General features: G+C 43.2%; 11 protein-coding genes. 7 read left to right on the plus strand and 4 right to left on the minus strand.

Translation table 11 applies throughout. From position 1 onward, the window contains the following. The first annotated feature begins 60 nt into the window (after positions 1-60). Positions 61-843, plus strand: coding sequence for an energy transducer TonB (locus PSE72_RS17730; RefSeq protein ID WP_198642077.1), 783 nt, complete (start codon positions 61-63; stop codon positions 841-843). A 26-nt stretch (positions 844-869) separates the two neighbouring features. On the opposite strand, the gene PSE72_RS17735 is transcribed toward PSE72_RS17730, so the two are convergent. Further along, positions 870-1,613 carry an AhpA/YtjB family protein gene (locus PSE72_RS17735; protein ID WP_238563156.1) on the minus strand — a complete coding sequence of 248 codons (744 nt, stop codon included), beginning with the start codon at positions 1,611-1,613 and terminating at the stop codon, positions 870-872. 222 nt (positions 1,614-1,835) lie between these two features. Between PSE72_RS17735 and serB the strand changes: the two genes are divergently transcribed. The 3 genes from serB to nadR all read left to right on the plus strand — a co-directional run bounded on the left by serB (position 1,836) and on the right by nadR (position 5,654). Further along, a complete protein-coding gene (gene serB / locus PSE72_RS17740) occupies positions 1,836-2,813 on the plus strand; it encodes a phosphoserine phosphatase (protein ID WP_115166601.1) in 978 nt (325 codons plus the stop codon). Between the two features lie 189 nt (positions 2,814-3,002). Next, positions 3,003-4,388 (plus strand): DNA repair protein RadA, encoded by a 1,386-nt coding sequence (gene radA / locus PSE72_RS17745; RefSeq protein WP_004914753.1) that lies wholly within the window; start codon positions 3,003-3,005, stop codon positions 4,386-4,388. A 30-nt stretch (positions 4,389-4,418) separates the two neighbouring features. Then, positions 4,419-5,654: a multifunctional transcriptional regulator/nicotinamide-nucleotide adenylyltransferase/ribosylnicotinamide kinase NadR gene (gene nadR / locus PSE72_RS17750; protein ID WP_109911846.1), complete on the plus strand. Its 1,236-nt coding sequence runs from the start codon at positions 4,419-4,421 to the stop codon at positions 5,652-5,654. A gap of 189 nt (positions 5,655-5,843) precedes the next feature. Here the strand turns inward: nadR and ettA are convergent, their stop codons facing one another. Next, positions 5,844-7,511 (minus strand): energy-dependent translational throttle protein EttA, encoded by a 1,668-nt coding sequence (ettA, locus tag PSE72_RS17755; protein WP_004914750.1) that lies wholly within the window; start codon positions 7,509-7,511, stop codon positions 5,844-5,846. A 474-nt stretch (positions 7,512-7,985) separates the two neighbouring features. On the opposite strand from ettA, the gene sltY reads away from it, so the two are divergent. Together sltY and trpR are read left to right on the plus strand one after the other, a co-directional pair. After that, the gene (sltY, locus tag PSE72_RS17760) at positions 7,986-9,899 is read left to right on the plus strand and encodes a murein transglycosylase (RefSeq protein WP_217007889.1); all 1,914 of its coding nucleotides are present in this window, start codon (positions 7,986-7,988) and stop codon (positions 9,897-9,899) included. Positions 9,900-10,224: 325 nt separating this feature from the next. Continuing rightward, positions 10,225-10,542, plus strand: coding sequence for a trp operon repressor (gene trpR, locus PSE72_RS17765; RefSeq protein ID WP_004914745.1), 318 nt, complete (start codon positions 10,225-10,227; stop codon positions 10,540-10,542). Between the two features lie 368 nt (positions 10,543-10,910). Here trpR and yjjX read toward each other — a convergent pair whose 3' ends face one another. Continuing rightward, on the minus strand, positions 10,911-11,447 hold the full coding sequence (yjjX, locus tag PSE72_RS17770; RefSeq protein WP_004914743.1) for an inosine/xanthosine triphosphatase: 537 nt from the start codon (positions 11,445-11,447) through the stop codon (positions 10,911-10,913). A gap of 52 nt (positions 11,448-11,499) precedes the next feature. Here yjjX and gpmB point away from each other — a divergent pair, with 52 nt between their 5' ends. Continuing rightward, positions 11,500-12,147 (plus strand): 2,3-diphosphoglycerate-dependent phosphoglycerate mutase GpmB, encoded by a 648-nt coding sequence (gene gpmB, locus PSE72_RS17775; RefSeq protein ID WP_102138956.1) that lies wholly within the window; start codon positions 11,500-11,502, stop codon positions 12,145-12,147. A gap of 43 nt (positions 12,148-12,190) precedes the next feature. Here gpmB and robA read toward each other — a convergent pair whose 3' ends face one another. Next, a complete protein-coding gene (robA, locus tag PSE72_RS17780) occupies positions 12,191-13,105 on the minus strand; it encodes an MDR efflux pump AcrAB transcriptional activator RobA (protein WP_004914738.1) in 915 nt (304 codons plus the stop codon). Positions 13,106-13,248 lie beyond the last annotated feature (143 nt).

Consider the following 13,248-nt stretch of genomic DNA (forward strand, 5'->3'; position numbering starts at 1 on the left):
ATATCATTTTTGTTTGTATTATGCCTATAATCTGCAAAAAATAAAGTCGTGAGGCAGAATATGAGCAGTATGACGGGTCAGTTAGAGCGCCCGATTTTCCGTCCACTAGGCGGTTTGGTTTTAAGTTGTCTTTTCCATGGAACACTGGCAATCATTTTTATTGGATGGTTTACCTCTTCAATTCCTAAGACCGGGGTATTACCACCAGCAATCTCGTTGCAGCTGGGTGTTTATCAGCTTGAACAGCAGACTGAGCCTGAAATCAATCATGCCCCTAAACAACAAATGACGACACGTGAGGAATCATTACCTGAAGTCGTTGAAAAGATGGATAAATTACCTGAAACTGCGATTGTAGATAATGGCACATTGACGAAAGTCAGTGAGAAAAAACGACCACCGAAAAAGAAAATTCCGCAAGAGAAAAAAGTCATCGACGAAGCACCTGTTACCACGCAGGAGTCGACGGTAACTTCTGCCCCTGCATCAGGCAGCGAATCCAGTAGCAGTGCGAATTTTTCCAGTAATGCGTCTGCAGCAGTGAGTGGGCACCAAGGTTGGCAAAGTGAGGTTCATCAGCGGATAGCAAAAACCAAACGCTATCCGCGTGCTGCACTGCGTTACCGCTCAACAGGGGTTTCTCATATAAAAGTAGTTTTGGATAGTCGGGGCCAAGTGATTGCCGCCAGTTTATTGAATTCATCCGGTACGAAAATATTGGATAAAGAAGCGTTGGCGACCATTTCACGTGCTGCGCCTTTTCCTACCCCGCCAGAAACATTGCTAGTCGATGGTCGGGTCGAGTTTATTGCGCCAATCGTGTTCGACACAACCTCTATTTGAATTTAACTCAATAGCCCTTTTTAGGGCTATTTATCAGATGAGCCTGACTTATTTTTTGAGGCAGGCCGTTTAGGGCGATAAGGTCGAGGTTCTTTCTTTCGTTTCAAACGTGCTGGATTAGTAGCTGGCGTCCCTTTGTTCTCTTGCTTGCCATCTTCATTACTGTTGTCATCTCCATTATCATCTTGATTTTCCTCTGTATTAATGACTAACGGAGGGGCTTGTTTGTGACCTTTCTTTTTCTTTAAACGCAGTAATGTATTTGCTAAAACGAAACCAATACACAAGGAGAGTAGAATAAAAATTCGTAATACATTGGTACTGTTATCTGCTTGTTGAATTTCGGCTGAAAGGAGCTCTGTATCAATCGTCAAGCGTAAATAGCCTTTTGGCTCTTTTGTTCCTTGAATGGGAACAACAAGCTGGTATTGAAAGTTTTGTAGTGATGAGCTGTCATCTATCGCGAGCCGTTCTTTTACCGTGGTAGGTTCACCAACTTGAGTGACCAATGTGCCGCTAGCGGTATAGATACTGGCATCTAAAATATACCTATCTTTCACCACGTTATTTAAATTGGCATTAATGCGCTCTAAGTTAAAATCTTTACTGCCTGGAACAATATAATCAGATAAGCTGAAGGCGACTTGTTCAGCAAGAACATAGGTCAATTGTTTAAATTGCTCAATTCTGCCTTGGTTTTGGCTATTTCCTAAATAAGAAATACCATGCATCAGTAAGGTTACCAGCGCAATGCAGATAACGATAATCACTGTTTTGTGGAGCCTAAAGGTAAGTTTCATTGCTTTATTGGTGCTCTCGACTTATTTTGAATATAAAAATGTCGTTATACTTCAGGTAGTATGAGGTTAACTTCAGTTTTAACAGTAAACACATAAGGTCACAAAGCCTTAAAATTGAGTATAGTGGCTTCGTTTGGCTGCTCGCAACTTATCATTATAAAAAAGTTTTTTCGATTACAGGAGCTAATTTTCATGTCAACGAGTTTGACCTATTGTTATCTACCCGACGAAATCCAAAAATGGCCGGGGTTGCCATTGTCGTTAAGTGGTGAAGAAGTGATGCCATTGGATTATCGTGCAGGTGACAGTGGGTGGTTACTATATGGCCGTGGCTTAGATAAAGCGCGGATCAGTAATTTCCAACAGCGATTAGGGATCGCTATCGTAATTGTCTCCTCGTGGCGTATTGATGACTACCAAGTGGTCAGAATTGCCGGGAGTATTACACCTCGAATTAAAAAACTCGCTGACGAATGTTTATTAGATGTGGTGCCATTAGGGCAAATACCACGTTTGCGTTCACCGGGCCTATTACTGATGGATATGGACTCGACAGCCATTCAGATTGAATGTATCGATGAAATTGCTCGTTTAGCAGGGGTGGGAGAGCAGGTTGCAGAAGTGACCGAGCGAGCCATGTTAGGGGAACTCGATTTTACGGAAAGTTTACGAGCAAGAGTTAGCTTACTTGAAGGCGCTGATGCCGCTATTCTTGATCAAGTGATGGAAACATTGCCTTTAATGCCAGGCTTAACGAATCTCGTACGTAAGTTACAAGCAATGAATTGGCACATTGCGATAGCATCCGGTGGTTTTACTTTCTTTGCTAATAACTTGCAACAGCGATTGAAACTTGTGGCGGCGGTTGCTAATCAACTTGAAGTCAAAAATGGCAAGTTAACGGGCAAAGTTAAAGGCCCAATTGTAGATGCGAAATATAAAGCGCAAACCTTGGTTAAATTGGCTGAAAAACTGGAACTACCCATTGAACAAACGGTGGCGATCGGTGATGGGGCAAATGACCTGAAGATGATCCGTAAAGCGGGGCTGGGTATTGCGTATCATGCGAAACCAAAGGTGTATGCAAGGGCGAAGGTCGCTATTCGTCATGCAGATCTGATGGGGGTGATGTGTGTGCTTAGCGGGGGGCTGAAGCACGAAGAACGCTAAATATTCTTCATATTTCGTGTTGTGGCGGTGTTGGCTGCACTCGGCTGCTTGGGTCACATACTTTTGTATGCTCCCCAAGACATCCTCTTTTGCCGCCTTGCCACAACATGAACTATTTAGAGTATTACGGCTAAAATGTTATGGAAAATAAGAACTAAGAACAAAATTGAATTTTAGGAGGAGTTTGCTGTGGCGAAAGGAGTTAAAAGGGCGTTTGTCTGTAATGATTGCGGGGCAGATTATCCGCGTTGGCAAGGGCAATGCAGTGCTTGTCATGCATGGAACACCATTACGGAAGTGCGTCTGGCCTCAACAAGCTCTTCATCGCGTACTGACCGCTTAACGGGCTATGCAGGAAATGCGGCTGGGGTCAGTAAGGTTCAGAAATTATCTGAAATCAGCCTCGAAGAACTGCCTCGTTTTACTACAGGGTTTAAAGAGTTTGACCGTGTGCTCGGTGGCGGAGTCGTACCTGGTAGCGCCATCCTCATTGGAGGGAACCCGGGAGCGGGTAAAAGTACCTTATTGCTGCAAACCATGTGCTTGTTATCTCGCGAAATGAAAACCTTGTATGTCACAGGGGAAGAGTCTCTTCAACAAGTGGCCATGCGTGCTCATCGTTTGGGGTTGCCAACAGATTCCCTCAATATGCTGTCAGAAACCAGTATTGAGCAAATTTGCTTAACTGCGGAGCAAGAGCAGCCCAAATTGATGGTGATTGACTCTATCCAAGTGATGCATATGGCGGATATCCAATCTTCCCCGGGCAGTGTGGCACAAGTTAGGGAAACCGCGGCTTACCTTACCCGTTTTGCGAAAACCCGTGGTGTGGCCATCATTATGGTCGGTCACGTCACCAAAGATGGCTCATTGGCAGGCCCTAAAGTCCTCGAACACTGTATTGATTGCTCTATTATGCTAGATGGCGATGCGGATAACCGCTTTCGTACTTTGCGCAGCCATAAAAACCGTTTCGGGGCGGTCAATGAACTAGGCGTGTTTGCGATGACGGAGCAAGGCCTAAAAGAAGTCAGTAACCCCTCAGCAATCTTCTTAAGCCGTGGTGATGAAATCACATCAGGTAGTTCGGTCATGGTAGTTTGGGAGGGGACAAGACCGCTGCTGGTGGAAATCCAAGCGCTTGTCGACCATTCTATGATGTCGAATCCACGGCGTGTTGCGGTCGGGCTTGAACAAAACCGTTTAGCCATTTTATTGGCCGTATTACACCGCCACGGTGGTTTGCAAATGTCAGACCAAGACGTTTTTGTTAACGTCGTGGGGGGCGTTAAAGTCACCGAAACCAGTGCTGACTTAGCACTATTGCTGTCCCTTGTTTCTAGTTTTCGTGATCGTCCGTTACCTAGAGACCTTGTGGTATTTGGTGAAGTTGGGCTGGCAGGGGAAATTCGTCCAGTTCCAAGTGGGCAAGAACGTATCTCTGAAGCAGCAAAACATGGTTTTAAACGCGCTATTGTCCCTCATGCGAATATGCCCAAAAAATCACCTCCGGACATGAAAGTGTATGGCGTGAAGAAATTAGCAGACGCATTAAGTATTTTGGATGAGTTATAAGCTTTTAATTTAGGGTAAAAAGGAAAATACATGGCTGAATTTGACTATCTTAAAAACGCAATTAAACGGGCGGGTTACACGCTCCAGCAAGTTGCGGATGCGACAGATATGACCAAAGGCTATCTCAGCCAGTTGATTAACGACAAAATTAAAAGCCCTAGCGCACAAAAAATTGCGGCTCTTCATCGCTTTTTAGGTCTTGAATACCCCAACCAGCAAAAAACGATTGGGGTAGTGTTCGGCAAATTTTATCCATTACATACTGGGCATATTTATTTGATTCAACGGGCGTGCAGCCAAGTGGATGAGCTTCATGTCATTCTCTGCCACGATGAACCCCGTGATAAGGACTTGTTTATTAACAGTTCTATGTCTCAACAGCCCACAGTAAGCGACCGTTTACGGTGGTTATTACAAACCTTTAAATATCAAAAAAATATTCATATTCACTCATTTGATGAAAATGGCATAGAGCCGTATCCACACGGTTGGGAAGTGTGGAGTGATGGAATGAAAGGCTTTTTGAAAAAGCATAATATTAACCCAAGTTTTATTTATTCAGGGGAAGCGAATGACGCTCCGCGCTATAAAAAATATCTAGGTATCGAAACCATTTTGATTGACCCTGAACGTACTTTTATGAATATTAGCGGTAACCAAATTCGCCAAGCGCCGTTTCGTTATTGGGAATATATCCCAACGGAAGTTAAACCCTTCTTTGTGCGTAAAGTGGCGATTTTAGGCGGTGAATCGAGTGGTAAGTCTACGTTAGTCAATAAGTTAGCGAATATTTTCAATACATCCAGCGCATGGGAATATGGCCGTGACTATGTGTTTAGCCACTTAGGTGGTGATGAGATGGCATTGCAATATTCTGACTACGACAAAATCGCCTTGGGACACGCTCAATATATTGATTTTGCAGTGAAATATGCTAATAAAGTCGCATTTATTGATACCGACTTTGTCACGACTCAAGCCTTTTGTTTGCGCTATGAAGGCAAAGAGCACCCATTTGTTCAGGCATTGATAGACGAATACCGATTCGATTTAGTCATAGTTTTAGAGAATAACACTCCTTGGGTGGCTGATGGTTTAAGAAGCTTGGGGAGTGATAAAGACCGGAAAGCGTTCCAAGGCTTACTCATTGAAATGCTCAAGAAAAACAATATTGAATTTGTGCGTGTAGAATCCTCAGATTATGACACACGCTTCTTAGAGTGTGTCACCCTTGTTCAGCAGTTACTGATGTTGGATGACTTATAAATAAAGTCACCCAATAAAAAACGGCATCGAATGATGCCGTTTTGATTCTATCTATATGATATCGATCCCTTAAATAATTTGAATTATAGGTAGGCGACAAGAGAGTGAGTCCCTAGGAGCATACACCAGTATGTGACTAGGGCTCACGAGCGCAGCCAACACCGCTATAATTCTAAATTATGACAGGGATTATTTGGTCATACGCTTATACTTCATACGATGTGGCTGCAACGCTTCCGCGCCTAACGTCCGTTTTTTGTAATCTTCATATTCAGAGAAGTTACCTTCGAAGAACGTAATATTACCTTCGTCTTGGTAATCAATAATATGGGTTGCAATACGGTCAAGGAACCAACGGTCATGGGAAATAACCATGGCACAGCCCGGGAACTCTAACAGGGCGTTTTCCAGCGCACGTAAAGTTTCAACGTCGAGGTCGTTGGTTGGTTCATCGAGTAACAGTACGTTACCGCCCACTTGCAGTAGTTTAGCTAAGTGTAAACGGCCGCGTTCACCACCTGATAACTCACCAACACGTTTACCTTGGTCTACGCCTTTAAAGTTAAAGCGACCCACATAGGCACGGCTTGGAATTTCAAAGTTACCAATACGCATGATATCTTGGCCGTTAGAAATTTCTTCCCAGACAGTTTTGCTGTCATCCATCGCATCACGGAACTGGTCAACAGAAGCAATTTTTACGGTATCACCTAACGTGATTGAGCCGGAATCCGGTTGCTCTTGGCCTGAAATCATACGGAACAGGGTGGATTTACCCGCACCGTTAGGGCCGATAATCCCGACTATTGCCCCTTTCGGGATTGAGAAATTCAGGTTATCAATCAGAACTCGGTCACCATAAGATTTACTTAGGTTTTCAACCTCGATAACTTTATCCCCTAAACGCGGTCCAGGTGGAATAAACAGTTCGCTAGTTTCGTTACGTTTTTGATATTCAACGCTATTGAGTTCTTCAAAGCGAGCCAAACGCGCTTTACCTTTAGCTTGACGGCCTTTTGGATTTTGGCGGATCCACTCAAGTTCTTTCTCGATAGACTTACGGCGAGCAGCTTCTGTAGAGGCTTCTTGCGCCAAACGCTCATCTTTTTGCTCAAGCCAAGAAGAGTAGTTACCTTCCCAAGGAATACCCTCACCACGGTCAAGTTCGAGGATCCAACCCGCGACGTTATCTAAGAAGTAACGGTCATGCGTGATAGCCACAACAGTCCCTTCGTAGTCGTGTAAGAAACGCTCTAACCAGGCAACAGACTCGGCATCCAAGTGGTTGGTTGGCTCATCGAGCAGTAGCATATCAGGCTTTTCGAGTAGTAAGCGGCAAATTGCCACACGACGGCGTTCACCCCCAGAGAGGTTTTCGATTTTAGCATCCCAAGCGGGTAGGCGCAGTGCATCCGCCGCACGCTCTAATTGGTTATCTAAATTATGACCATCTTGTGCGGAAATAATCGCTTCTAACTCGCCTTGCTCTTTCGCGAGTTTATCGAAATCTGCACCTTCTTCCGCGTAAGCTGCATAAACTTCGTCTAAACGAGTTAATGCATTTTTGACTTCGCTAACCGCTTCTTCAACGGCTTCACGGACAGTATGCTCAAGGTTTAACTTAGGTTCTTGCGGAAGATAGCCGATTTTCAAACCAGGTTGTGGACGTGCTTCGCCTTCGATATCGGTATCAATACCTGCCATAATACGCAGTAATGTTGATTTACCTGCACCATTAAGACCTAAAACACCGATCTTAGCCCCCGGAAAGAAGCTCAGAGAGATATTTTTTAAAATATGACGTTTCGGTGGAACAATTTTTCCAACCCGATACATACTATAAACGTATTGAGCCAATTTATTTACCTTTTGATTTATAAAGGGAATTTTAATTTTCTGTTTCTATGTAGTAGGAATACATGACCTACTGCGATTGGATAAACAACAATAAATATTTTGGTATGAACTATACCTGATTGCGTATGTGATGGTCTAGGCTATCTGCGTTAACTCGAGAGTAAAAACCTAATAAATATAAAGTAAAAGACTGTAAAGTCGAAAAATTCAAGAACTCTCCGCTGTTACTAAATAAAAACTTTCGGTAGCATTCATAGTATTGATATATGTTTAATATACCCGTAATCCTTCAAGTTGTAGCGCTTTTCGTTGAGGTGTAAGTGACAGCACTAGGCTAGCCGAGTTACATAGTTTATCTATGCTCCCCCGTCTATCTTCGCTTGTCGCCTACCTGCAACTCGAATTATTTGGGGGTATATATAGGTTAAGGTTTTCCTGTATTTTGACTTTAGTTTAGCGATGGAGCGAGTGAATATGAAAGGTTGGTTATCGGCAGTACCTGTAACAATGTTGCTGGTTTCCAGCACAGTATGGGCGGATTCCTTACAGGCACAGCGGGAGCGTTATCAAGCAATTAAGGTTGCATGGGATGCCAATAAAATGGATGAAGTCGAGCGCTTGCTGCCGACCTTGCATGATTATCCACTTTACCCTTATCTCGCTTATCGTGAGCTAACTCAAGACTTAGATATTGTATCACCTCGCCAAGTTCAGGAGTTTATTAATACTTACCCGACGCTACCCGTTGCTAAAAACTTAAAAACTCGATTTGTGAATGAGTTAGCCCGTCGTCAAGAGTGGAAATCATTGCTGGAGTTTAGCCCTGAAGCCCCAAAACCCGCAGAGGCACAATGTAATTTTTATTTTGCTAATTGGGCTGTGGGAAATAAACAAGTTGCATGGCAAGGGGCAGAAAAAGCCTGGTTAAATGGCCGTTCAATGCCGAGTGCTTGTGATAAGCTATTTAATGAATGGGAAAAAGCGGGTTATTTAACCCCTGAAATGACTCTTGAGCGCATTAATTTAGCCATAAAAGAGGGCAATACTTCGATTGCGAGTTATTTAGCTAAACGCTTACCACCAAGTTATAAAACGATTGGTGATGCGTTAGTGAAATTACAAAATGACCCAGCCTCAGTCGTGACATTCGCCAACACGATGACGCCAACGGATTTTACTCGCCAAGCTACCATCGCGGCTTTTAGTCGTTATGCACGTCAATCCCCTGATGCGGCTCGTACGGTACTTAATAGCATAAGTTCTGCACAAAAAATGAACATGGCAGAAAAGCAATTACTTAAAGACAGTATTGCTTGGCAATATATGGGAGATGTGCCCCCTGAACAGGCTCAATGGCGTGATGAGACCATTCAAGAAAGCAATTCATCTTCATTGAGAGAGCGTCGTGTTCGTTTGGCATTAGGGGCTGGCGATAAGAAAGGTGTCGCTTCATGGTTAAATCGCTTGCCAGCGGAAGTGAAAAATAAAGAAGAGTGGCAATATTGGCAGGCCATCACGTTAATTGATGCAGGTAAAAAAGCAGAAGGTGAGACGTTACTTCGCCAATTAACTGAAAAACGCGGTTTCTACCCAATGGTTGCAGCACAAGTCTTAGAAGTAGATTACCCTGTATACGTTAAAACGGCTGTTAAACCAGACTCAAGCGTCAGTCAACTCCCAGAAGTTCAGCGTGTTAGAGAATTAATGTATTGGGAGCTAGATAACCTTGCTCGTTCTGAATGGGTGAGTTTAGTGGCATCGCTACCTACCAACCAGCAAGAGCAATTAGCACGTTATGCGTTTGATAATAAGTGGGCTGATCTCAGCGTGCAGGCGACTATCACTGCTAAACTTTGGGATCACCTAGAAGAACGTTTCCCATTAGCGTGGGATAAAGAATTCAATTTATATACCAAATCGAAAGATATTCAAAAGAGCTATGCAATGGCAATCGCTCGCCAAGAAAGTGCATGGAATCCACAAGCTCGCTCACCTGTCGGAGCGACAGGTTTGATGCAATTGATGCCAGCAACAGCAAAACATACCGCGCAAAAACAAGGTATTAACTACGTAAATGCTAGTCAATTAACTAATCCTACGACCAATATTGAGCTGGGAACAGCATATCTGGAAGATGTTTATCAGCAGTTTGGTAATAACCGCATTTTAGCCAGTGCAGCTTATAATGCAGGCCCATCCCGTGTGACTCGTTGGTTAGGCAATAGTGGTGGGCGTATTGATGCGGTCGCATTTGTGGAAAGTATCCCGTTCTCAGAAACTCGCGGCTATGTGAAAAACGTGTTGTCATATGACTTATTCTATCGGCACTTTATGGGGCAGAAAAATAGTAAGGTGTTGCTTTCTAATGAGTGGAATATGAAATACTAATTCGCGTCATCCTTCGCACTGTAGCGGTGTTGGCTGCACTCGCTAGCCCTAGTCACATACTTATGTATGCTCCTAGGGCCTAGCTCTTTTGCCGCCTTGCTACAGCACGAATGCTTTAGCGTGTTGGTGGGTATGGGAAATGTTTATTTCTAACTTTCCACATCGGTCGATTAGATATTATTCAAACTATCTAAAGCGTTATTAGCTAACTAAATGAAATTTGGTTATTTTTTGTATTATTGAAGCTTGAAAAGCGTTTGGTTGATGATTTCTAATAAGAGTGTGTTATTATTTGTACTAGTTAAATAGTATGGGTGGATAAACGATGACAGCAAATCAACACCAAGATCCGGCTCTAACAGCCGATGAGAACGCTGACTGGCTGCGCTTTGTGAATTTATTACAATTGGCATTTGAACAAGATATTCATCTGCCAGTTCTTCAGTTATTACTCACGCCAGATGAGCGTACAGCGTTAGCGACTCGCGTTAAAATTGTGCAAGAACTGATGCGCGGCGAAATGAGCCAAAGAGAACTGAAAAATGAGCTCGGCGTGGGAATTGCGACTATCACTCGAGGTTCGAATAGTTTGAAATCAGCGCCTATTCCTGTGAAGGAGTGGTTGGAGCAACAACTCCTCTAAAATATTCGTCATACTTCGTACTGTGACGTTGTTGACTGCTCTCGGCTACTCGGGTCACATACTTATGTATGCTCCCCGAGCTATCCTCGTTGGTCGCCTAGTCACAGCACGAATTATTTAGAATATAAATACGCGTCATATTTCAAATTGTAGGGGTGTTGGCTGCGTTTGCTAACCCTAGTCACATACTTGTGTATGCTCCTAGGGCTTAGCGCCACTTGCCGCCTACCTACAATTCGAACTATTTAGCGTATTGGTATTCGTCATATTTCAAATAAATAGGCACAAAAAAAGTATGGTTTCCCATACTTTAGTGTGAAAAGAGTGGTGTTTAATCGCACATGCAATTTTAATTATTTTAAGTATAATTAATCTTCTACTTGGTTTAGCTCTTTATAAATTTCATGCTTAATGGGAACCAAGGCCAATATCAAGGCTTGTTGGTAAACACTGGTGCGAGTTAATACCCCGTCAGTGAAAAAACCAATGGCACCACCTTGTTGTTTGATATTATCGATGCCTGTTAAAAAGGCCATTTCATCACCGAGTTCACGGCCTTCACGAATACCCGCCAGAATTTTTTCTGGGATCATAATACTGGCAGAGCGAGACTCACCGCGTATTTGCTTATGCTCAATCACTATCCAAGCAAATGTCATATCGTCTTCGATACCCGCTTCAATACCAACCCAAAAATCCGCTTCAGGGCGAACTTGCCGAGAGGCCATGACGCGCTGTCTAGCCCCAGTACGGGTTTCATTATTACCGATAGGTTGCTGTGGAACGCTGCTATCGACATTAATATCTTCAATTTGATAACTGCCAGCCCCAAAAACAGCATCGAAAGCAAGATGGATCGCTTTAATTTTGGCAGGATTAGTCGTTGCAGCTATAACTTGGTACATTAATTATTTTCCTTTGAACACATACTTCGAAAAGTAATAACGGAACACATCTATGTTACAGGTTTATCTTGTTCGCCATGGCGAAACTGAATGGAATTTAGCTCGTCGCATCCAGGGACAATCCGATAGCCCTCTGACCGCCACTGGACGACTGCAAGCAAGGCAGGTGGCTGAGAGGATAAAGTCAGAAGGCATTACCCATATTATCACTAGTGATATGGGACGCACACTGGAAACTGCACAAATAATTGCAAGTGTATGCGGGTGTGAAATTACCACAGAACCGCGTCTACGTGAACTAAATATGGGCGTTCTTGAACAAAGAGCAATAGAGTCGTTAACGCCAGAGGAAGAACAGTGGCGTAAAAGCTTAATTGATGGCACGCGTGGAGGACGAATTCCAGAGGGGGAATCGATGGAGGAGCTGTATACACGCATGTTTGCAGCACTAAATAGTTGTTTAGATTTGCCTGAAGGGAGTCGCCCACTGATTGTTAGTCATGGCATTGCGTTAAGTACGTTAATTAGCCGTATTATGGGGGTTCCTGCCTATTCAGAACGCCGCTTGCGTTTACGTAATTGTTCACTATCTCGTGTTGATTACCAAAACAGCCCATGGCTAGCGAATGGCTGGATAGTTGAAACAGCTGGTGAGGTGACACACTTGTCGCAGCCTGCTCTCGATGAACAGCAAGGTTAACGATTCAGAAAAAGGAGTTTCAACAAACTGAAACTCCTCTACTTTAAGGTGTTGCGGTCGAACCTGTTTTGATTGGGACATAATAATCAAAGGTATCGATATGTGTTTTTGGGTCATCATTTTCTGGGGTGATATGACGTAAATCGATATTTTTTAATCGATAATGTTCGATGTCATAACCAGGACGACGCGTTAAATTCAGCTTAGGCAGATATACACCATAAATTTGATATAAAAACTCTTGTAATGCATCTCGAGTTGGTGTGCCATTGAACGAAAATTTAACATAATGACCACTTGGCAACGTTAAACTTGTGTATTGGTCAGTGTTAAAACTTGCATCTTCGGGTCTTACCGCAGTGGTATAAAACACTGTTTGTTCATCTTCTTTTTCTGGATTATGAATGGCATGGTGCAAGCCAAAAACTTCTGACGCAATAGTCGTCGTATTATCCAAATAGTAGTGCCAAAATGTTTGGCGCATTTGGGAACAGGCCGTTGACCACTCTTCTAACGCATAAGAACAACTTTGTTCCAAGCCAACCAGCTCTTGCGCTGGCATTTGTAGGAATTCATGTTCAATATTCGTGTGATTATCTAAAATAATCGGTGGGCAAATTCCTGCCGCACACCATTCTTCACTTCGGCGGTAAAAAGCAGGGGTTAGGTTAAATTGCTTTTTAAAGGCTCGAGTAAAAGTTTGTTGCGAATCAAAACGATACTGTAACGCAATATCAAGAATTGGTCGGCTTGTTAGCCGCAATGCCACAGCCGCACGAGAAAGCCTTCTGGCTCGAATATAAGCACCAATCGCTTGGTCAGTCACCTCTTTGAACATTCGTTGTAAATGCCACTTTGAGTAGCCAGCTTTTGCTGCAACATTATCCAGTGAGAGTGGTTTGTCTAGGTTGTCATCTATCCAGCGAAGCAAGTCGCGAATAATATTAGTTTGATCCATGTATATCCCCAGCCAATGCGACTTATAGAACAGATATAATCTATCAATGAATTGCTATTCTATATCAAGTTATCTTTTTCGTTTATAGTAAATGAGTTGTATTTGATAATTAGTTAAGAAAGTGAATAATAAGTCTCGTTTTA

The sequence above is a fragment of the Providencia sp. PROV116 genome (assembly GCF_028482485.1).
Taxonomy (GTDB): Bacteria; Pseudomonadota; Gammaproteobacteria; order Enterobacterales; family Enterobacteriaceae; genus Providencia; species Providencia rettgeri.